Origin of the sequence: Chryseobacterium sp. LAM-KRS1, from assembly GCF_013184525.1 — a bacterium.
GTDB lineage: Bacteria > Bacteroidota > Bacteroidia > Flavobacteriales > Weeksellaceae > Chryseobacterium > Chryseobacterium proteolyticum.
In genome coordinates this window covers 275,428-297,872 of sequence record NZ_JAAOIZ010000003.1, presented here as the reverse complement: position 1 = coordinate 297,872, position 22,445 = coordinate 275,428, and the positions used below count along the sequence as shown (strand labels likewise).

21 protein-coding genes are annotated in these 22,445 nt (G+C 35.4%); 19 read left to right on the top strand and 2 right to left on the bottom strand.

The window, feature by feature from the left end; translation table 11 throughout:
- Positions 1 to 6 precede the first annotated feature (6 nt).
- Positions 7 to 1,491, bottom strand: a complete 1,485-nt coding sequence (locus G9C87_RS08890) for a helix-turn-helix domain-containing protein (protein ID WP_172280235.1) — start codon at positions 1,489 to 1,491, stop codon at positions 7 to 9.
- A gap of 126 nt (positions 1,492 to 1,617) precedes the next feature.
- On the opposite strand from G9C87_RS08890, the gene aceB reads away from it, so the two are divergent.
- The 8 genes from aceB to G9C87_RS08850 all read left to right on the top strand — a co-directional run bounded on the left by aceB (position 1,618) and on the right by G9C87_RS08850 (position 9,116).
- Positions 1,618 to 3,192: a malate synthase A gene (gene aceB, locus G9C87_RS08885; protein ID WP_172280233.1), complete on the top strand. Its 1,575-nt coding sequence runs from the start codon at positions 1,618 to 1,620 to the stop codon at positions 3,190 to 3,192.
- 196 nt (positions 3,193 to 3,388) lie between these two features.
- The gene (gene aceA, locus G9C87_RS08880) at positions 3,389 to 4,672 is read left to right on the top strand and encodes an isocitrate lyase (RefSeq protein ID WP_410499190.1); all 1,284 of its coding nucleotides are present in this window, start codon (positions 3,389 to 3,391) and stop codon (positions 4,670 to 4,672) included.
- A gap of 195 nt (positions 4,673 to 4,867) precedes the next feature.
- Positions 4,868 to 5,443: an OmpH family outer membrane protein gene (locus G9C87_RS08875; RefSeq protein WP_172280229.1), complete on the top strand. Its 576-nt coding sequence runs from the start codon at positions 4,868 to 4,870 to the stop codon at positions 5,441 to 5,443.
- Positions 5,444 to 5,592: 149 nt separating this feature from the next.
- Positions 5,593 to 5,976: an acyl-CoA thioesterase gene (locus tag G9C87_RS08870; protein ID WP_172280227.1), complete on the top strand. Its 384-nt coding sequence runs from the start codon at positions 5,593 to 5,595 to the stop codon at positions 5,974 to 5,976.
- A gap of 72 nt (positions 5,977 to 6,048) precedes the next feature.
- The gene (locus tag G9C87_RS08865) at positions 6,049 to 6,495 is read left to right on the top strand and encodes a 6-pyruvoyl trahydropterin synthase family protein (protein WP_172280225.1); all 447 of its coding nucleotides are present in this window, start codon (positions 6,049 to 6,051) and stop codon (positions 6,493 to 6,495) included.
- Between the two features lie 25 nt (positions 6,496 to 6,520).
- Entirely contained in the window at positions 6,521 to 7,312 is a 792-nt protein-coding gene (locus G9C87_RS08860) for a UDP-2,3-diacylglucosamine diphosphatase (protein ID WP_172280223.1), read from the top strand.
- Between the two features lie 173 nt (positions 7,313 to 7,485).
- Positions 7,486 to 8,475, top strand: a complete 990-nt coding sequence (locus G9C87_RS08855; protein ID WP_172280222.1) for an acyl transferase — start codon at positions 7,486 to 7,488, stop codon at positions 8,473 to 8,475.
- A 95-nt stretch (positions 8,476 to 8,570) separates the two neighbouring features.
- Positions 8,571 to 9,116: a hypothetical protein gene (locus tag G9C87_RS08850; protein ID WP_172280220.1), complete on the top strand. Its 546-nt coding sequence runs from the start codon at positions 8,571 to 8,573 to the stop codon at positions 9,114 to 9,116.
- A gap of 35 nt (positions 9,117 to 9,151) precedes the next feature.
- Here the strand turns inward: G9C87_RS08850 and aqpZ are convergent, their stop codons facing one another.
- Positions 9,152 to 9,868 (bottom strand): aquaporin Z, encoded by a 717-nt coding sequence (gene aqpZ, locus G9C87_RS08845; protein WP_172281032.1) that lies wholly within the window; start codon positions 9,866 to 9,868, stop codon positions 9,152 to 9,154.
- A gap of 219 nt (positions 9,869 to 10,087) precedes the next feature.
- On the opposite strand from aqpZ, the gene G9C87_RS08840 reads away from it, so the two are divergent.
- The 11 genes from G9C87_RS08840 (at position 10,088) to G9C87_RS08790 (ending at position 22,374) form a co-directional block, all read left to right on the top strand.
- Positions 10,088 to 10,708, top strand: coding sequence for a DUF5715 family protein (locus tag G9C87_RS08840; RefSeq protein ID WP_172280218.1), 621 nt, complete (start codon positions 10,088 to 10,090; stop codon positions 10,706 to 10,708).
- 157 nt (positions 10,709 to 10,865) lie between these two features.
- Positions 10,866 to 11,594, top strand: coding sequence for a hypothetical protein (locus tag G9C87_RS08835; RefSeq protein ID WP_172280216.1), 729 nt, complete (start codon positions 10,866 to 10,868; stop codon positions 11,592 to 11,594).
- Positions 11,595 to 11,602: 8 nt separating this feature from the next.
- Complete coding sequence (locus tag G9C87_RS08830; protein WP_172280214.1) at positions 11,603 to 12,226, top strand: hypothetical protein; 624 nt, start codon at positions 11,603 to 11,605, stop codon at positions 12,224 to 12,226.
- Between the two features lie 65 nt (positions 12,227 to 12,291).
- Positions 12,292 to 12,990, top strand: coding sequence for a sensor histidine kinase (locus tag G9C87_RS08825; RefSeq protein ID WP_228456990.1), 699 nt, complete (start codon positions 12,292 to 12,294; stop codon positions 12,988 to 12,990).
- Positions 12,974 to 13,651 (top strand): response regulator transcription factor, encoded by a 678-nt coding sequence (locus tag G9C87_RS08820; RefSeq protein ID WP_172280212.1) that lies wholly within the window; start codon positions 12,974 to 12,976, stop codon positions 13,649 to 13,651. The genes G9C87_RS08825 and G9C87_RS08820 overlap by 17 nt, the downstream gene beginning before the upstream one ends.
- Before the next feature lie 153 nt (positions 13,652 to 13,804).
- A complete protein-coding gene (locus tag G9C87_RS08815) occupies positions 13,805 to 15,109 on the top strand; it encodes a T6SS phospholipase effector Tle1-like catalytic domain-containing protein (RefSeq protein WP_228456989.1) in 1,305 nt (434 codons plus the stop codon).
- Positions 15,110 to 15,268: 159 nt separating this feature from the next.
- Complete coding sequence (locus G9C87_RS08810; RefSeq protein WP_172280210.1) at positions 15,269 to 17,209, top strand: ABC-F family ATP-binding cassette domain-containing protein; 1,941 nt, start codon at positions 15,269 to 15,271, stop codon at positions 17,207 to 17,209.
- 81 nt (positions 17,210 to 17,290) lie between these two features.
- Positions 17,291 to 17,647 carry a hypothetical protein gene (locus G9C87_RS08805; RefSeq protein ID WP_172280208.1) on the top strand — a complete coding sequence of 119 codons (357 nt, stop codon included), beginning with the start codon at positions 17,291 to 17,293 and terminating at the stop codon, positions 17,645 to 17,647.
- A 231-nt stretch (positions 17,648 to 17,878) separates the two neighbouring features.
- Complete coding sequence (locus G9C87_RS08800) at positions 17,879 to 20,263, top strand: TonB-dependent receptor (protein WP_172280206.1); 2,385 nt, start codon at positions 17,879 to 17,881, stop codon at positions 20,261 to 20,263.
- A 47-nt stretch (positions 20,264 to 20,310) separates the two neighbouring features.
- Positions 20,311 to 20,901, top strand: coding sequence for a hypothetical protein (locus G9C87_RS08795; RefSeq protein WP_172280204.1), 591 nt, complete (start codon positions 20,311 to 20,313; stop codon positions 20,899 to 20,901).
- A 138-nt stretch (positions 20,902 to 21,039) separates the two neighbouring features.
- A complete protein-coding gene (locus tag G9C87_RS08790; RefSeq protein WP_172280203.1) occupies positions 21,040 to 22,374 on the top strand; it encodes a trigger factor in 1,335 nt (444 codons plus the stop codon).
- The last annotated feature ends 71 nt before the right edge of the window (positions 22,375 to 22,445 follow it).

The window sequence follows — 22,445 nt, the reverse complement described above, 5'->3', positions numbered from 1 at the left end:
TGCTTTTTAACCCTGAGATTCCACTTCCTTTCGGATTTTTTCAATGGAATTTTTCATACTCTGATTAAAATATTCCTTTTCAAGACGAACCGGTGGAGCTTGTCTTACTTCACAATCTGCAATACTGCAGGATTCACAGGTTACCCCCACGTTGATCGTCGGTAAACTTGGAGATTTGATAAAGTTTATTTTCTTTATTGTTTGAGGATTTAATAATATTCCCAGACAGTAGCTTCGGTTACTGCCGTCTGAAAAAGGGTTTTTCTGGGAAGTGGAAATAACGAGATAACTTATCCCCTGATCTTTATAATGGGAGATCTGAGCGTCCGTTAATGTTTCATTTTCCGTTAAATCCTGAAGATTTTTTACAGCAATCCATCTTCTGCAATAATGTTCATTCGTAGCATTAGCATGAGGAGCCTGCTGGTGATTCAGATGCAGTTCTTTTAAAATCTGAATTCTTTCGGAATCTTTCTTTTTAACCAGGCATAAATAAAACAAATCTTTTATTCCTAATTCTGAAGACAGGACATTAGTCAGCCTGTAATAAAATGTTTCCGGAGAATTCGTAAAGCTTTCAATGAGATGGGTGAAGCTTTTGGGTTTCCAGCTATTTTGTAAAAAGAAGTCAGAAGTATTTTCTATAATCTGCTCTTTCGAAATCAATAGTGCGCCGGCGAAATAGGACGCATAGAAATTGTTCAGGATTTCCTCGAAGCTTCCAAAATCCAGCCATGAGTAGGTGTTGGGGCGGTTTTTTAATTCAAGAACATTAAAACCAATTTCTTTAGCGAGAATAAATGTCTTCTGGTCTTTTTCTAATTTGCTGTTGAGCAGTAAAAGTTTTTTTTCAGGAATAAATAATGAACGGAGATGCACGGATGTTCCAAAAGGTTCGAAATCTTTGGATTGAATCGTGTAATTGAATTTTTCATTGAGGATATTTTGTAAAATATCCGGATCCAGATTTTTACTGAACTCTAAACAATGCTCCTGAGCAAAGGATAATACTTTTTCTTCGATATCAGGAAAATAATTATCATAAAGTTCCTGGAAGGATCGCAATACTGCAAAATAAAAACGCTCTTTTCCCAGATTGTAGTTTTGAGATATTTCAATCAGTGCATTGATAAAGGCGGTGACCTTTTTGGGGGCATCACTGATGATGCTGATGAGGTTATTTTTATTTATTCCGAAAAGGTCCAGGGGAACTTCTTTAAAAAAATCCGATTGTAAAATTTCATTAAACGGAGCCAGGCTTTTGTCCAGTTTCGTAGAAACCAGATCATCGAATGTACAGTTCAGAGATTCGGAAAGCTGGATAATCTTATCGTGCTTGGGGTATTTTTTTCCGTTCTCAATTTCGTTGAGGTAAGATTTTGATAACCCTGTTTTTACGGCAAGGTCCTGCAGAGACCAATTTTTCTTTTGTCTCAGCTGCTTCAGTTTAAGCCCGAAAACCGTTTTAATAAAATCACTTTCTGCATTCATTACTCAAATATAGATATTTGATTGCGATTATTCGCATAATAATTTTTAAAAATAATTAGCGAACGTTCGCTGATTGTGAAAATTTTTATTTATGTTTGTAATATCAAATCACAAAATCAATGAGTTATGGAAACAACCACCCAATTAAGAATAAAGGCTCAAAGCCAGTTTGAAGAGATTTTCAATCCCGAATTGATAGAGTTTCTGATTGAACTTCACCAGAACTTTAATGCTAAAAGGCTTGATCTTTTAGAAGAAAGAAAAGAAACTCAGCTTGATTTTGATCGCAGAAATCTTCCCAGGTTTTTACCTCAGACAGAAGAAATAAGAAATGGAGATTGGGTATGTTCGCCATTGCCTGAAGATTTACTTGACCGGAGAGTTGAAATTACGGGTCCGGTAGATCGTAAAATGATCATTAATGCTCTTAATTCTGGAGCATCCACATTTATGGCAGATTTCGAGGACAGCAATGCTCCTACATGGAAAAACTGCATGGAAGGGCAGATTAATCTTTCAGATGCCATTAACAGAAGTATAGATTTTACAACCCGAGAAGGGAAAGCATATCAATTGCAGGAAAAGACAGCCGTATTACTAGTTCGTCCAAGAGGATTACATCTTCATGAAAAGCATATCGAGATCAACGGTGAAGAGGCTTCCGGTTCATTGGTTGATTTTGGGATTTATTTTTTTAGGAATGCACAAAAACTTCTTGAAAAGGGGAGTGGTCCTTACTTTTATCTTCCCAAACTGGAACACTATAAAGAAGCCAGATGGTGGAATGAAGTTTTTGATTTTGCCCAGAATTATCTTCAGATTCCAAGAGGTACGATTAAGGCTACGGTTTTAATAGAGACGATCACCGCATCTTTTCAGATCGATGAAATTTTATATGAACTAAAAAAACACAGCGCAGGATTGAACTGCGGACGATGGGATTATATTTTCTCATTTATTAAAAAATTCAGAAACCTTCCTGAATTTATAATACCGGATCGTGATCAGGTAACTATGACCTCTCCGTTTATGACTGCCTATTCCAAAAGGGTGATTGAAATTTGCCACAAACGAAATGTGCATGCCATCGGAGGAATGGCTGCTCAGATTCCTATAAAAAATGATGATCAGGCGAATCATATTGCCTTTGAAAAAGTAAAAGCAGATAAGGAGCGTGAAGTAAAAAATGGGCATGATGGCACCTGGGTAGCCCATCCTGCTTTGGTTTCTTTGGCTAAAGATATTTTTGACGAATATATGCCTTCAAAAAACCAAATTGACAAGAAAGTGGATTATCAAATCAAGGAAAGTGATCTGCTGGAAATTCCTAAGGGAGAGATTAGTGAAAGAGGTGTTCGTAAAAATATTAATGTAGGAATTCTTTATCTCGAAAGTTGGTTGATGGGTATAGGTGCAGCGGCTATTTATAATCTTATGGAGGATGCAGCTACCGCAGAAATTTCACGGACACAGATCTGGCAATGGCTGAAGAATGAGGCTGTTTTAATTGATGACCGGATTCTGACCAGAGAAATGGTTCTCCAGTGGGAAAGGGAAGAGATGGATACCATTGAAAAATATGTAGGTGAAGAGCGCTTTAAAAACGGGAAATTTAATCTGGCTAAAGAGCTTTTTAACGAATTGATCTTCTCAGAAAAATTTGAAGAATTCCTCACTTTGAAAGCGTATCCTTTTATTTAGGTATCAACGCGTTTGAGAATGAAAAGTTGGTGGTAACAATCCGATAATATAGTCACTTCGAGTTGGTTTTTGAAATAATTGAATCTATGAGCAATATGTTCTTTTTGGTCAAGCTGATGGAATTCCAATGATAAACCTATAGAACTCGTATTCCGAATTTTATAAAAATAATTTATAACTAAATACAAATCAAAATATTATGAAAACGAAACAAGAAAAAATTCAGGCTTTAGAGCAGGATTGGCTGAACAATCCACGTTGGAAGGGAGTACAAAGACCTTATACAGCTGAAGAGGTTTTAAAGCTCAGAGGATCTTATACGATCGAGTACACGATCGCCACTGAAATGTCTAAAAAATTCTGGGAGAAGCTTACGACTCAGGATTTTGTAGCCGGATTGGGCGCATTAACAGGAAATCAGGCAGTACAGGAAGTAGATGCCGGGTTGGAGGCTATTTACCTTTCGGGCTGGCAGGTGGCTGCTGATGCGAATTTATCAGGAGAAATGTATCCTGATCAATCTTTGTATCCAGCGAACTCCGTTCCTTCTGTAGTTAAGAAAATCAATAATGCTCTGTTAAGAGCGGATCAGATCCAGTCTGTAAACGGAGGTGGCGATAAAGAATACCTTGTTCCTATTATTGCTGATGCAGAGGCTGGATTTGGAGGTAATCTGAATGCGTTTGAACTGATGAAACAGATGATCGAGGCCGGAGCAGCAGCGGTTCATTTTGAAGACCAGTTGTCTTCTGCAAAGAAATGCGGACATTTGGGAGGTAAGGTATTGGTACCTACTCAGGAAGCCATCAATAAATTAGTAGCTGCCCGTTTAGCTGCCGATGTAGCAGGGGTTCCGAGTGTCATTATTGCAAGAACAGATGCTGACGCCGCAGACCTGCTGACTTCAGATATTGATGACAGAGATAAGAAATTTGTGACCGGAGAGAGGACTTCAGAAGGATTTTATGTAGTGAAAAACGGAGTGGAACAAGGAATCGACCGTGGTTTATCGTATGCGCCCTATGCTGATCTGATCTGGATGGAAACGTCTAATCCTGATCTGGAACAGGCAAGAAGATTTGCTGAGGGAATCCATGCCAGGTTTCCTGGAAAAATGTTAGCGTATAACTGTTCACCTTCATTCAATTGGGCTGCCAAATTAAGTGTTGAGGAAATGACTACTTTCCGTGAGGAGCTTGCCAAAATGGGATATAAATTCCAGTTTATCACGTTGGCTGGTTTCCATGCACTCAATACAGCAATGTTTGAGCTGGCGTTAGCGTATAAAGAAAAAGGAATGGCTGGATATTCCGAGTTACAGGAACGTGAGTTTGCTTTACAGCAAAAAGGGTTCAGGGCCGTGAAACACCAGTCTTTTGTAGGAACCGGATATTTTGATGAGATTCAGAATGTGGTAACAAGTGGTTCTTCAGCAACTGTCGCCATGAAAGACTCTACTGAAATAGCACAGTTTCATTAAAAAGTAAGTTTTTTCCACATTATACATATTGTTTGAAATCCTTCTCCATGTTGGGAAGGATTTTTTGCGATGAAGAAATTAAATATTCTCAGGTTTGCAGGCTTTTGTACGGGAATAAAGGTTTAAAAAACTAATGAAAATTTGTATTATATTTGAAAACTAAAAATAGTGTTTTTCAAACAATTTAATAAGAAAATGAAGTTAATTAAAGTGCTTTTTATTGCAGCAGGACTTACGCTAACGGCTAACGCTGCTCACGCTCAACAGAAGATTGGCCATGTAAACTCTGATGATATTTTTGCAAGTATGTCTGAGGTGAAAACGGTAACCTCTACTATTGATAACCTGACTAAAACCAAGCAGGCTGAAATTGAGAAGTTGATCACAGAATATCAAACCAGACTTAAGGCAGCTCAAGATAAAGAGAAGACATTGAGTGAAGCCAATAAAGAGGCTGTTACCAAAGAGCTGATGGCTGCACAAACAGAATTACAGACATTAGGTAAAAAGATAGAAGATGCCAGAGGTCAGGCGGCGAAGGAGGTTTCTGCTAAACAGACCGAGTTATTTACTCCGGTACAGCAAAAAATCCAAAATGCGATTTCTGCTGTAGCAAAAGAAAGAAATCTGAGCTATGTATTTGATACTTCATCAGCGCAGGGAGCCAACAATCTGGTATATACAGACGGAAGCGAGGATATTACACCGGCTGTAAAAACCAAACTGGGAGCTACTGCAACAGCCACTAAACCGGCTGCAAAAACTAAGTAAAAACTTTTAAGTTATAATATAAAAGCAGAATCGGATTTATTCGATTCTGTTTTTTTTGATCAAATTAAAATAATAAAACAGGAAAGGTATTTCCTGTTTTGGCAGATTTTATTTTTTATGCCTTATTTTTGGATAAATTTTGAAGAGAGATGAGTCTAGTGTATGAAAAGCAGATCAAGGTAACAGAAGAAAATATAGATCAGAATAAGCATGTCAATAATGTACAATATGTGAGTTGGGTAGAGGAAATTGCAACCGAACATTGGGATTCTGTAAAGCATTTAACTGAATACCCTGAAGATATCTGGATGCTGCTTGATCATCATATCCAATACAAAAAGCAAGTATATCTGAATGATATTATTATAGTAAAAACATATCCTAAAAATCCTGAAGGAATCAGGCAACCCAGGAAAGTTGAATTTTATTGTAATGGAGAGCTTGTGGTAGATTCATTAACACTTTGGGTTCTTATTGATTCTAAAACACAAAGGATTCAAAGGCTGAAAAGTGATTGGCTTGAGAAGATTTAAATATCACCGTTCATTTGATTGTACTCCTTGGCATGTGGCCCATACTCAGCCCAAATTCCTTATCTTTGCATCATGATACGTATTACAAAAATTTTTACATTCGAAACAGCACATGTGCTGTATAATTACGATGGAAAGTGTAAAAATATGCATGGACATTCCTATAAGCTGTTTGTAACAGTGAAAGGAAAGCCTATTAATGATTTGGAAAACCCTAAAAATGGGATGGTAGTGGATTTTGGTGATATTAAAAGTATCGTAAAATCTGAAATTGTAGATGTTTGGGATCATGCAGTATTGATCAACGGATTATCGCCGCATAAGGAACTGGGTGAAGATCTTGAAGAAAGAGGGCATAAAGTAATCTATTGTAATTTCCAGCCTACATGCGAAAATATGCTGTATGCTATCGCTGCTAAAATAAAATCTAAGCTTCCTGCTGAGGTTTCTTTAGCTTATCTTAAACTTCATGAAACTGAAAACTCTTACGGGGAATGGTTTGCAGAAGATAATGTATAATTGTATTCAATAAAAAACTCAACCGGTGCTAAAGACAACCATCAATTTACAACCTAGAAAAAAAGTATATTTTGCATCCGACCAGCATTTTGGCGCTCCTGATCCTAAACAAAGCAAGGTTCGTGAGGAGAAGTTTATACGCTGGATGGATGAGATAAAGGAAGATGCTCAGGTTTTATTTTTAATGGGTGACCTTTTTGACTTCTGGCATGAATGGAAATATGTTATTCCCAAAGGATACGTTCGTGTATTAGGAAAAATTGCTGAACTGAAGGATCGTGGGATTCATGTTTACTTCTTTGTGGGAAATCATGATTTATGGATGAAAGATTATCTGGAAGAGGAAATCGGATGTACTGTATTCTATAAGAGGCAATATTTTGAAATGGGTGGCAAGCAGTTCCTTCTTGCCCATGGAGATGGTTTGGGTCCGGGGGATAAAGGATATAAAAGAATGAAAAAGTTATTCACCAATCCTATTGCACAATGGGCTTTTAAATGGCTTCATCCTGATATTGCCATGAAGATTGCATTATATCTTTCCCAGAAAAATAAAATGATTTCCGGTGAAGAGGATAAAGCGTTTTTAGGAGAGGATAAAGAGTTTCTGATCATCTATTCAAAAGAAAAATTGAAAACTGAGAAAATTGATTATTTCATTTATGGACATCGTCACCTTCCCATGGTTTTAGATCTCGAACATAAAGCTAAATACATCAATCTCGGAGATTGGATTTCTTACTTTACCTACGGGGTTTTTGAAAAAGATTTTGAATTAAAAACTTTTGATGATAAGGCAAAAAAAAATTACCTCTAAAAGAGGTAATCTTCGAATGAATAAATTCACTCTGTTTTTAATCCATATTCCGAAAATAGTATTGCAAGAATTTGACCAAAAATTTCAATTTATATTAAAAAAATATTAAAAAAGAATGTTGTAAGGATAACCGGTTAAAAATGAGATCAAAAGAATGTTAAAAATTTAGAAAATTGGAAAATATATTCAACATACGAACTGAACAGGATTTTTTAAATGCTTCATTAAAAACATTTCGCTATCAATATGAAAATGTTGATGTATACAGGAAATTTGTAGATTACCTGAAAATTGATCCTGACACTGTTGACACAGTGACAAAAATTCCATTTTTGCCCATTGAGATGTTTAAAAATCATCAGATCCTCGACAAAAGAGTAGTCGCTGATCTGTATTTTCAAAGCTCCGGAACCACGCAGATGAATTTGTCAAAACATTTCATTGCTAATGAAAATCTGTATAGGGAAAGTATTTATAAGAGTTTTGAACAGTTTATCGGAAAACCTGAAGATTTTATATTTCTTGGCCTTCTTCCGAGCTACCTGGAAAAGAAAAATTCTTCTCTGATTTATATGGTGGATTACTTAATGAATGTTTCTGCCCAGTCTGAAAACGGATATTTTTTATACAATCATGCTGATTTATTTGAACTTTTAAAAATTCTGAAGGGTAAAAAAGTAATTCTTTTCGGGGTTTCTTTTGCGCTTTTAGATTTTCTGGATTTTTGTGCCTCCCAAAGAGGTGATGAGCCGATTGGTTTTTCTAAAAATCTTATAATAATTGAGACAGGAGGAATGAAGGGACGTAAAGAAGAAATGACAAAAGATGAACTGTTGGTGATTTTACAAAAAGGTTTTAACACCAATGCCATATATTCCGAGTATTCTATGACAGAACTTTTATCACAAGCGTACTCTTTAGGAAATAACGAGTATGAATGTCCGAAATGGATGAGGGTGTTGGTGAGAAATGCTGAAGACCCTTTAACCTATGAAAAAGAAGGAAGAACAGGTGCTGTAAATATTATCGATTTGGCGAATTTTCATTCCTGCTCCTTTATTGCGACTCAGGATTTGGGTAAGATGCTTCCGAAAAATAAATTTCAGATCCTCGGAAGGATAGATCATTCAGATATCAGGGGATGCAGTTTATTGGTGAGCTGAGGTATGCGTAATGTGCAAGCCTTAGATTTCATCTCAAAGTTTCCAGAGCTTACCCACTGAAATCTCTCGTTCCCAACCTTATGCCCAAAAGAAATATGCTAAAAATTGAAGAACTTGTTCATGCATTCATTCATTCTCATTGTGACTTTGAGAAAGAACTTGTTTTAACCAATCATTTTCATTCAGATTGGGAAGCTGATATTTTGATTATTGATGCTGTGGGGCTAAGCCATGAAATAGAGATTAAACTCTCTAAAAGTGATTTTAAGAATGATTTCAAAAAATCTTATCAGAATGCATCTACAGGAGAAAAATTTTTAAAACACGACAAAATCTCATGTGGTGATTATGTTTGTAACGCATTCAGCTTTCTCCTTCCTATGGGGATGGTCGATCATGAACAGATTCCGGAACATTGTGGGCTTATTGAGTTTTATCATAATGAGGATACATGGGAAACGGAATTTTATCACATTAAAAAACCGGTACAGGTACATATGGATTCTTACTGGAAGCTTAATGATAAAGACCTTTTTATCCGGAAAATGGCTTTGAATTTACTTCAGAAAAAAATGGAAGTTAAAGGAAAACATGAAGAACTGATTTTTAAAAACCCGTTCGATATTAAAAAAAGAAAATAAAAAATCCTGTCAGATCTGACAGGATTTTTTTATGATTAAGCGGCGACCTCATTGTCTGACCGCTGAAGTAAAAACTTATAAATTATCCCACCGGCAACTCCACCAAGGATAGGTGCGACCCAGAACAACCATAATTGGGACATGGCAGCTCCTCCTACGAATAATGCCTGAGACAAAGATCTTGCAGGATTTACAGAAGTATTTGTAATTGGGATGGAAATCAGATGGATCAGGGTTAAAGCAAGACCAATAGCGATTCCTGCAAACTTCCCATTAGCCCATTTATCCGTTGCGCCCATAATAACGATAAGGAAGAAAGCTGTTAACAGAAATTCTGCTAAGAAAGCTGCCCCCATTGAATAGCTTCTGTTGTTATAACCTGGCATATCATAGAAATTCGTTGCAAAGGCTCCGGGCCCTTCGGCGCTGAAAGCTCCGGCTCCATTCAGTATAATGTAAAGACATCCTGCTGCTGCAATTGCTCCGAGACATTGTGCGACAACATATGAAATCAGATCCTTGAAAGGAAATCTTCCTCCGGCTAAAAGGCCGAAAGTAACTGCAGGATTAAAATGTCCACCTGATATATGACCTACAGCGTATGCCATAGTAAGCACTGTAAGACCAAATGCTAAAGCAACACCTAAAAGACCTATACCGATATCGGGAACTCCGGCGGCAAAGACTGCGCTACCGCAACCGCCAAAAACAAGCCAAAATGTGCCGAAAAATTCAGCAAAAAGTTTTTTTATCATAATGTTTATTTTTATATTGAAACCAAATTTATAGTTTAAATTTCAGATTTTCAAATTAATTTTTAAAAAGAATTAAATTAAATTGATTAACGAGTGTGAATATGATAATGTAATATGGGATTTATTGAAGTATATATTTTAAATATACATCTCTTATGGTTGAACTACATTGCATAAATGTTTATTTTTCATTTTTTTAATTAAAAAAAACGGCGAATGAAAAAAATTCTTTGTTTGATTTTTGGATGTTTTATAGGATGTTTTCATTATGGGCAATCTTCAAAAAAAATAGGGATCTGTTACGATCTTGCAGAGGTTTTAAAGGTAGAGCCGACTCCGCTTTATAAGCCACATCTAGACGCTTCAAGGAGCTTTGGTGTAAAGTTATTAACAAATAGTAAAACGGTTCAGAAATACATCAACAGTGGAAAATTTCATAAAATAAAAAAGTCAGGAAAAGGTTATCGGGTTCAAAAACTGGATTATAGTAGGCCTTATATGGTTTCCAAGGCAAAAACAACACTCGAGAAAATGGGAGCCAGGTTCAGTAAAGAAACAAAAGGACATACTTTTACGGTTTCATCCATGACAAGAACGCTTGAGGATCAATGCAGGCTAAGACGAGTAAACTCCAATGCTTCCCTCGGAATCAGCTCCCACAACTACGGTAACTCTTTTGATATCTCCTATATACGGTTTAATGATGTCCTGAAGTATAATCCTAAAATGGAAATTGCCCTTGAAAAGGTGTTGAAATTTTATGCGAATGCCGGGAGGATTTATTACATCAAAGAAAGGCAACAAAGCTGTTACCATATTACAGTGAGGAACTATTAAGTCTGCTTGAAAAGAAACAATAGCACTTCCTTTGGAAAAGCCTTTGAATAGGCTATTCTTATATATTTAAAAATATTAATAAATCTTCAATTATAGATGGGATATTTGCATAGGTAGTTTAGTTTACATAATTTTATGCCACTAAAACCATGTAAATATGATAATTTTCAACAGAGAAGAGTATGCCGCTGCAATCGCCGCATGGGATACCAGTTCTAAAGATTACTCAACGATAAAAAAACTTATTCCCCCCAATTATGTTTTTACCCTTTCCTTTGATCAGATTGATTGGTTAAAAAAGAACAATAAATGTGATGATTTTTGTTCTGAAATAGGGGTATACAAAAATCAGCTTGTACTGATCCTTTGCCCTCTTGATATCAACGGACAAAAAATTGCTGTTAATGAATATCCATACAGTATTCTTGCAGAACTTACATCGAATCTTACTTTAGTAGAAACCAAAGAATATACATTAGTAAAAAACGCCGTTCTTTCCAAGGAACTTCAGCAGGTAGATAAAACAGCGGATATGTATTTACCGGTAGCTAATATGCCGATAATGGAGCAGGATAAAGCTGTTGCTGCTATTGAGCTCTGGAGAGATGAAGGATCTACCTGGTTTTACAGGGAATGTGATGAATTCAAAGGAGCAAGGATTTTTAAGAGATTCTATGTACCTGTTGAAGATTTGTGTCCATCCAAAGAAGGATTGAGCTACATCATATGCTCTTTCGGAATTAAATTTTCTGAAATTTATCAGAGACCATTGGTAACACTCATCTTTATTTCATTTTATAAAGATCTGCAAAATACAGGAAGTGTAGAAGTTATTTCCAATACCTACGACTGGTCCAGGCCATGTCCTCCAATTTGTCAATTATAGAACAATAAATGCACGGCTATTTTATTACTACGTGGGGTATCACTAATTTTTTACTTCTTGTTTCCCTTATTTTTGGGATAGCAAAGTATTCCGTTCTTAAAAAAGAAGAAAAACAATATGTTTTTTATATCGGATTTCTTTTTTTCATTGAAGCGGCCACTAATTTTTTAACGGTTATTTTGCATTACAAGGATACTTCATTTTTGTACCCTATTTATATAGCTGGCGAATTTTTCCTTTTGACAAGTTTATTCATTAGAAAGCTGGGAATATCTAAATACGGATGGATTCCGGTAGCGGTTCTTTCTCTCGGTTTTTTACTGATGAATAAAACGTTTAAGGTTTGCTTTAATGATGATGTTGTAAAAGTAACTTCCAACATCATCATTATTTGCTTTGCAGGATCTATTTTACTGCAACAAATTAAAAATAATAAAGCCATCAACAGGTTTATACTGGTGGATGCCTGTATTTTTTTCTATTACTCTGTTTCAGTCTTTATTTTTATCATTCAACATCAGATAGCCACCTTGTCAGAAGATGATTATTATACAATTTTAGGAACCAATAATATATTGTCAAGCATTTTGTATGGTTCATTTATATATACTTTTATCAAATTAAAGAAATAACCTTACATATTGATTTTTTAATACTTATAATTGTTACCATAGCAATTATCGTAGTATTTATTTTGTTGGCATACAAAACTTTTGTCGACCGGATCATCAAAGAAAAGAATGTACAGCATGAAGCTGAAGTCCTTCATCAGAAAAAGCTTGTACTGGAAAATATTAAGGCCCAGGAGGAAGAACGGAAAAGGATTGCCGTGATGATTCATGATGATATGGGAAACAGACTCAATATTCTCTCTTTGTGGCTGAATAATCTCGATACAAAAGGCGATGAACTGATCAAAAAGAACATCAACGGGCAAATGTCTGCCCTTATCGATTCAGCAAGGACAATATCTCATTCCCTCTATCCGGTGAATCTGGAATCGGTAGGACTTGTCTTATACATCGAAGAACTGATTGCAAATCTGTCCAACAGGGTCAATATTTCATTACATGTGGCATCTCATTATAAAAAGAAAGATATATTTATTGAGGTTCAGCTTTACCGGATTATACAGGAGTTTACGACCAATGTTATCAAGCATTCAGAAGCCACGAAGATTTGGATTTATCTTAAAGATTATTCGAAAATTACAGCACTCGTGGTTTCAGATAACGGACATGGGTTTGATTATAACCTGGTAAAAAAAGGGATGGGCATCAAAAATATTGAATCCAGGATCAAATCCATTAATGCCATCCATAAGTGGAAGAATGTACCGGGTAAAAGAAGTCGTCTAATTATTAAAATTCCATGCAACAATGAATTCCAAGATTAAAATAGCACTGATAGATGATGAACAGTTAATTCTCGAGGGAATAAAGTTACTGTTATCAAACGAGCAGAATATTTCCGTGACCCTTACTTCAGATAACGGTCCCGATTTTATAAATAGTTTAGAAAGTCTTGCGGAGAATAGTTTTCCGGATATTGCCCTCGTGGATGTGCAGATGCAACCTATGAACGGCTTTGAGTTGGTGGGAATTCTTAAAGAGAAATATCCAGATCTTAAGATTATTATTCTTTCCTCTCATTATAAAAGTTCCATTTTGGGGTATATGGTAAAACTGGGCGTGTCTGCTTTCCTTCCGAAGAATTCCAATAAAAAAACATTTATTGAGGCCATTACCATGGTACATAAAAACGGAGTTTATTTTACGGCAGAAGATCATCAAATGCTTTTTTCATATATGAATTCTTCCAGTAAAAAGAAATCCTTATTTGAAATGGAAGATGAACTTTCCGAGCGTGAAAAAGATGTTGTAAAACTCATCTGCCAGGAGTTTACCAATAATGAAATTGCGGAAAAACTTTTTATAAGCCCGCGAACAGTGGAAAGCCACCGCCAAAGAGTCCTTGAAAAGATCGGAGCTAAAAATACAGTTGGTATTGTGATCTATGCCATCATCAATCATATTTATTCAATAGAAAAAATATGATTCCGTAGAAATACGGAATTTTTTATTTGGTAGCTTTTACTCTACTATTCCATTTTTTTTCACGGTTAATTTGAAATGTTTATCCTGCTGAAAGCTAAAATTTTTAAGGCTTACTGTTAAATGTGCAGAGGGTAAATGTTTAAAATTGTTATTATGGAGAATACTATAATATCCGTCGGAATTTTTTTTGATGGGGCAGGAAGCAACGGGCTCAATGCAACTTCAGATAAAAAAACATTGACGGATCACATAAGTTATCACGCTTTGCCAACCAATATATATAAACTTTTTAAAGTATTCGACGGGAATGAAAAATTATATGTAGAAGGAATAGGAACAATAACAGGCTCCGAAGACAGTGATTTTGCAAAGGCTACCTGTAAAAATCCTACAGGATATTCCGGCTATTCTTCGGATGATAAACTTCGGAAAGCATATGCTTTTATTGAAGATAAAATAAGAGACACAACCAAAGAATATCAGTTTTATGTTTATGGATTTGGAAGAGGAGGTATGCTGGCGAGGAATTTTTGCTATGAACTGTTAAAGCTGGGGCCTTCAATTTCAGGGCATATAAAAATAAAGTTCCTTGGAGTGTTCGATACTGTAGAATCAGCTCCATTTAACCAATACCACGTAAAGTTATCGCAAGGAGTGGAAAATGCCCTTCACTTATGTGCGATGAACGAGTGCCGGTATTTTTTTCCGCTGACCGGTTTTTTTGAGAACTCCCGTACTATGAATGATTCCGAATTTATGACTGAAAAATGCGTCTGGAAAGAAATTTTTGTTCCGGGCGTTCATGCGGATGTTGGTGGTGGGTATCTTAATAGCTCACAATCGGTATATATTTCAGGAAATTATTTTGAGGTTTCAGATGTTAATGATTATGTTTCTCATGTAAAAGAGACAGAAGAAAATAAAATATGGGATATACCTTTAAGGAATCACCGGATCGATGAGGGGGATATCCTGTCCCAGGCATATGTTGAAAAAGAAATGGTATATAATGATCTTTCAAAAGTGTACGGGAGTTTAATGCTCATGCAGACAAATTCCGTGGCTCCGGTTTTTATCACTGACTTTAGTAAAAGTGATTTTACATTAGATCCGGAACATTTTTATTTGGAAACCCTTTATAATGAGCTGGAAAAATACGCAGTTAATCTTAAATCAGGCCAGAAACCTTTATATGATTATGAAAAGCTTGCATGCTATATTCATATTTCAGCCAATTTCGGTTTATATAAAAAAGGGCAACTTCAAAAATCACAAGCTTTAATGTATAAGGAGATCATAAACAGTGGACTGAATGTTCCGTGTAAATCCTTAGATAATAACTTTCATTCTGCTCTCCGGACCGAAATGTTTTTTCCGGAAGATATGGCCATTACAGATTTTGCTTATGAAAGTAATATTCCAAACAATGATGATTGGATACGGTCTATTATTTATTAAGTAAACGGATAAATCAGATGTTCGCCCTTTTTTACTTGAAACTTATGTAATAAAGCGCCGCATGCAGGAGGCTTTTTTTATTTCTGGTCTATTCATTTCTTTTTCCGTATTTTTGCACCCGAAAAATATTCAGTATTAATTCTTAAATTATATCATTAAATGCTTTCGGTTCAAGGTCTAGGGTTACATCATTCGGGAAACTATTTGTTTCAAAATGTGAATTTCACAATTAAAAAGGATGATAAAGTTGGTTTAGTAGGTAAAAATGGAGCTGGGAAATCCACTTTATTGAAAATGCTTTCCGGAGAAATTACATTCTACGAAGGAAATGTAGTCCCTGATGGAAATATCACCATTGGTTTCTTAAAGCAGGATCTGGATTTTGTGAAAGGAAGAACTGTTTGGGATGAAACCATGCAGGCTTTTGAACAGATCAATGCCTGGAAAAATGAACTTGAGGAGGTGAATCATCAGATGACGGTAAGAACAGATTATGAAAGTGATTCTTATACGGATTTGATCAACAGAATGACTGAGTTAAACGACCTCTTAATGCACCATGATGCTTACAATCTGGAAGGCGATATGGAAAAAGTATTATTCGGGTTAGGCTTTAAAGCAGATGATTTTAAGAAAATTACGGATGAGTTTTCCGGAGGATGGAGAATGAGAATAGAGCTGGCAAAACTGCTTCTTCAAAAGAATGATGTAATGCTTCTCGATGAGCCTACCAACCACCTTGATATGGAATCCATCATCTGGCTTGAAAACTTTCTTAAAGATTATCCTGGAGCGATTGTACTGGTGAGTCACGATAAACAGTTTATGACTTCTGTTTGTAACAGAACTTTTGATATTAATAACAGAAAGGTTGATGATTATAAGGCAAATTATACCAAGTATCTTGAACTCAGAAAAGACAGAAAAGAAAAGCTGATTCAGGCTAAAAAGAATCAGGATGCCGAAATAAAACACACCGAGGACCTGATCAATAAATTCCGTGCAAGTGCTTCCAAAGCCGCATTTGCCCAGTCGTTGATTAAAAAGCTTGAGAAAGTAGAACGTATCGAGGTGGAAAATGAAGATGTTTCCAAATTCAATATTCGTTTTGTACAATCGGTTGTTCCCGGGAAAGTTAATTTTGAAGCTATAAATCTTGGAAAAGCTTATGGAAATAAGCAAATATTCGATAACGTAGACTTTATGGTCCAACGTGGAGACAGGATTGCTCTTTTAGGGCAAAATGGACAGGGTAAAACAACTTTGGCAAAAATTCTTGCAGGAGAAATCAAAGACTACACAGGAACCTGGAATTTAGGACATAATGTAAATATCGGATACTTCGCCCAAAACCAGGAAGAAGTATTAACACCGGATAAAACGGTTCTGGAAGAAGCGGAAGATGCTGCTACGGAAGAAACCAGACCTAGAGTAAGAGATTTGCTGGGATCATTCTTATTTCAGGGGGAAGCTGTTACCAAGAAAACCAAAGTATTGTCGGGTGGAGAAAGAAACCGTCTGGCATTATGTAAATTGTTATTGCGTCCGTTCAATACCTTGATTATGGACGAACCGACCAACCACCTTGACATCCAGTCTAAGGAGATCATCAAACTGGCATTGCAAAAGTTTGAAGGAACATTGATCGTAATCTCTCACGACAGGGAGTTCCTGCAGGGTCTTTGTGATAAGATCTTTGAATTCCGGGATGGGAAAATGAAAGAATTTCTGGGAGATATCAACGAATATCTGGAGTACAGACAAAAAGAATCCATCAGGGAAATTTCTGCGGAAAAGGCAAAGCTTCATAATGATGATGTAAAAGAAGAGGCTAAGCCAAAAGTTGAAACACCGGAAAAAACTGAAACAGTATCTCAGCCCAAATCAGGATTTGTAAGTAAGGAGCAAAAAAATATCCAGAACAAAATAAAGAAAGTAGAAGAAAGGATTTCCGAATTGGAAACTCAATCTGAAGAAATGGAAGCCTCTTTTGCAAAAGAAAATCCTTCAGAAGAGAGCCTGGAAAAATATAATAAAGTAAAAGCAGACCTGGAGCTGGCTTTACAGGAGTGGGAACATTTAGCATCTCAGCTTGAGTAAACCTCGAAATATGATCAGATGTTTTAATTGAGGTTATTATTTTTATTGAATAATTACAATTATTATTGTTATTTTTGGTGCATGATTTTTAAGGAAACCAGACAATTAAAGAATTTTATCTCCAGACTTTTGTTTGGGATCTATTTTCTTGCGCTGTTTTCTCAAAGCTTTCACCACCATGATGTAGTGGATAACTTTAGAAATTTTAACCTCAAAAAATCTGAAAATACCGTTACAAAAAATGTAGCGAAAGAGAAGGTAGGCGATTGTTTAGCTTGTCATTTCCTGGCTACTGGTCATACTTTGGTACCCGAAGAATTTAATTTTTCTTTCGATGGGTATACACAAGAGGTAAAGCAGGTTATTACCATTCAGGAGATCATCTGGTCTCAAACCAAATTTACTTTTCAGCTTCGAGGACCACCCGCAATTTCATAAATTCATAGATCTTTATCGGATTTGTCTTATATCTGAGACTTCAATGTATGCCTGACAAGAAAAACATCAGGTAGGTATTATGAGGTACAATAGAAATAAGACTAAATGTATTGGAGAATTATCATTACATCAATACATTTTACTTTGTACAATTTAGAATTGTATAAAAAATAAAGCAACAAACTTTTACGAAAAAATGTACTTTTTAAGTACGCAATCTATCTATTTACAATGAAATTGATATATAGCTTATTACTGATCTTTTGCGGATTGGTATTAACAAACGCACAAAAAACTTATACTGTTGAAGGCACCGTTCAGGATTTTCATGATAAAAGCATGCTTGAAAATGCAGTCGTGAAAATAGGAGACTTTACGGCTAAAACGGATAAAAAGGGTAAGTTTTTATTCAGCAAAATTCCTTCGGGATCTTATAATCTCATTGCAAAGCATCCTGATTGCCATGATTATACTGAAAATATAGGAGTGGATCAGGATCTTCATTTAACCATCGTCCTGGAACATCACATTCAGGATATTGAGACGGTGACTATTCATGGAAACCATAAATCAAACGGATCTTTGATTATTAAGACCATTGATAAATCTGAAATAGAAAAAAATTCCACTGATAACTTGGGGAATTTACTATCCAAGATTTCAGGTGTTAATGCTTTGAAGACCGGAAATAATATTTCGAAACCCATTATTCACGGATTATATGGAAGCCGTATAGCTATTATGAATAATGGAGTAAAGCTAGCGGAACAAGAATGGGGAGTAGAGCATGCTCCTAATGTGGATATTAATAATTTCCAGCATATAGACGTTATCAAGGGGGCGTCTGCTCTGAAATATGGGAGCGATGCAATCGGAGGAGTTATAGTTATGGAACCTGAAATTTTCCCTAAAAAAGACACGCTAAAAGGTTCTGTGAATCTTTCAGGTATTTCAAACGGGAAAGGTCTTGGGTTAGATGTAAATGTTGCCAAGATCTGGAAAAACGGATGGGCGGTAAAATCCGGAGGATCCATTAAAAAATTAGGTGATCAGCATACTCCTGATTATAACTTAATGAATACCGGGATGGATTTTTCATCATTTAATTTTACAGTTCAGAAGAATACCTATGAACAGGGAATTTCTTTTGATTATTATCTTACTAATCAGAATATTGGGATTTACAGAGGTTCGCATGTTGGAAATAATAATGATTTTTATAATGCGATGACGCTTAATATTCCTGTATATACGGGGAATTTTAGTTATGATATTGATAATCCAAGACAGGTTATAGAACATCATATTGCCAAAGTTTCTGCTTTTAAAAGATTTGAAAATATTGGTAAGGTATCTGCAAGTTATAGCTTTCAATACAACCATAGGCAAGAATATGATATAAGAAGGGGAGATTTAAAAGATATTCCCTCTTTGGATCTGGCATTGATGACTCATCAGTTTAATGTGAACGATTTATTAGAAAGAGAAAAATGGTCGTTGGAAACTGGAATTGACGCAAGTTTTCAGAACAATTATTCAGATCCGGCCACAAAAGCAAGACGTCTGATCCCTAATTATGACAAATATTCTGCGGGCGTTTACTCTGTTTTTAAATACAAAATTTCAGATGAATTGAATGCAGAGGGAGGTGTAAGATATGACTTTAACCGATATGATGTAACAAAATGGTATGACAAAAGTGATTGGGATAAATTATATAAAGCGACTTATCCTCAGTTTTATGTGAAAACAGATAAAAACAGAGTCTTAACACGTCCGAAACTTAATTATGAAAATATTTCTTTTAATGCCGGACTGGAATATCATCCTAGCTCAAATTTTAATCTGAAATTTAATTATGCTAAAGTAGGAAGAACACCTAATATTGCTGAATTATTTTCCGATGGGTTGCACCATTCTGCAGCGGTAATAGAAATTGGAGATATGGGCTTGAAAAATGAACAGGGACATCAATTTAATTTAGTTGCTGATGCTAAATTTAATGTACTGAAGGGATTAAACATATCAGTAAACCCTTATTTTTTCATAACTAAAAATTACATTAATGAAATTCCTACCGGGGTTCAGAATACGATAAGAGGTGTTTTTCCTGTATGGTCTTATCAACAGATTGATGCCAAAATGTATGGTATAGATGTGGATGTCAACTGGAAACTTACAGAAAACCTTACCTATATAGGAAGAGGAAGTTATGTTAATGGGCAGGACGATTCAAATAACGAACCACTAATCCTGATGATGCCACCTAATTTTTCGAATGCCTTACAGTTTAAAATGGAAAAATGGAATCAATTCTATTTCAGCCTTGAAAATCAAACCTTTTTAAAGCAAAATAGATTTCCTATTCACAATGCTCCCATTACTATTTTTGAAAACGGCGTAGAAGTAGAAAAGATAGTAGATTTCAGCACTCCTCCAAGCGGATATTCACTTTGGAATATTCAGACTGGTATTAATATCAGTAAAAACCTTTCTGCAGGACTTATCGTTAATAATCTATTCAACGTTTCATACAGAGATTATCTTAATCGTATGAGATTTTTTGCAGATGAAGCAGGAAGAAATTTTATACTTAATGTTAGATATCGTTTCTAATATTTTACCATTACAAATCAAGATTTTAAAAAATTAAATTAAAAAAAATGAACAAATTATTTAACACTAAAAATATTATCAAACTAATAGGTATTTTATTCATCGCAGTTTCTATCGTATCTTGTCAAAGAGATAACTCAGCAGAAGAAGATGATCTGCCTCAGGAAGATCTTACTAATATTATTTTATTGGTAAAAGATGTTGCCACACAGGTAACTGTACCTTACAATTATAGTGTAGGTGCCGGAGGGGCACAGTCGATAAAATTAGAGAACGGGAAGACATATGAAGTAGAAGTGCAGTTCAAGAATGGTAATGAAGATGCAACCCAGGAAATTAAAGATGCAAAAGATGAACACTTTCTAGTGTACAATTTCCCTAATTCCGATCTTACACTAACCAGAACCGATGATGCAAGTTCTACAAGAGGTGATGGAAAACATGTAGGACTTAAAACAAAATGGGTAGTAACCAAGGCCGTAAAAAATGCATCAGCACAAAGCCAGCTTATTCTTACTCTGTATCACGAACCAGCCACCGTTTCCGAAGCTTCTTCAGTAAGTGGAAACGGAATAGTGTATGGAGCTCAAACAGGAGGAGAAACCGATGCTCAGGCTACTTATACGATTACAAATTAAAAAAAACAGCAAATAGATAAAACCACTGAAAAATTCAGTGGTTTTTTATTTATAAATATTTGATGCCGAAGAATTTATCTTTAATAGTTTATTTTGATAAAAATTTCATATTTTTGCAACCTAAAATTTTAATCAATAATGAAGGTTACCGCACAAAACCATGATGACGTAAGTGCATTACTTACTGTAACATTGGAAAAATCTGACTACAAAGACAAAGTAGAGAAGCAGTTGATTAATTATGCTAAAAATGCGCAAGTTCCTGGTTTCAGAAAAGGAAAAGTGCCTTTAAGTATGGTTAGAAAACAATATGAAGCAGGTATTGCATTCGAAGAGATCAACAAACAAGTTTCTGATGCTTTAAATAACTATGTAAACGAAAACAAGTTAAGATTAGTTGGCCAGCCTGTACCTCAACCTGTAAATGATTTCAATCATAATGCAGATCAACTTGAAGTTGCTTTTGAAGTAGGATACGAGCCTGAATTCACTATAGATTTAGCTAAATATGAAGCGCCTCACTATAAAGTAGAAGCTTCTGATAAAGAAATCACAAAAAGCATTGAAAACATGCAGAAGCGTTTCGCTGAGCAGGTTCCTCAAGATAAGATCACTAAGGATTCTTATGTTGCTTTAGAGGTTTCTCAGGTTGTAGAAGAAGATGCTGAAGGAGAACACCACCACCATCCGAAAAATGTTACTATTACAGCTGAAAACAAAGAAGCTTTCAAATTAGTTAAAGCTTTAAAAATGGACGGTTCTGTAAAAGTTTCTAAAGAAACATTGGCAGGTGATGAAGAATTAGCTAAAGAATTAGGGTTTACTAAAGAAGAAGTTGAGCATTTACACCACGCTGAAGTTGAAGTTAAAGTAAAAGATTTCTATAGCCTGAACTTAGCAGAACTTAATCAGGATCTTTTTGATAAAGTATACGGAGAAGGAAACATCAAGTCTGAAGAAGAGCTTAAAAATAAAGTTAAGGCTGAATTAGATGAGTATTTCCAGCAAAATGCTGATGTTCATTTTGTGAATAAAGTATTGGAACAAATTACAGAAAAAGAAGAAGTAAAACTTCCTGAAAATTTCCTTGTAAAATGGTTACTATTCTCTAACCAGAATATCCAAACTGAAGAGCAGGCAAAAGAAATCCTTGAATCTGAGAAAAAACAATTAAGCTATCAGATCATCGAAGGTAAATTGATGAATGATAACGATATTAAATTGGATTATGCTGATGTTCTTGCACAAGCTGAACAATTAGTAAGAAACCAATTGGCGATCTACGGAATTCACCATTTAGGAGATGAAGAAATTCAAAAGTATGCTGTTGAAATGTTGAAAGACCAGGAGCAGGTAAGACAGATTTCTTCTGAAGTAGCTATGACTAAATTGAAAGATGTAATTCTTGAAAAGGCAAGCAAAAAAGAAACTGCAATTTCGCATGACGAGTTTTTAGAAGAACTTAAAAAATAATTTATTTTTAAATAAATATTTTAAAACCACCAATTTTGGTGGTTTTTTGTTGTAAAAAACATAGATTTTAT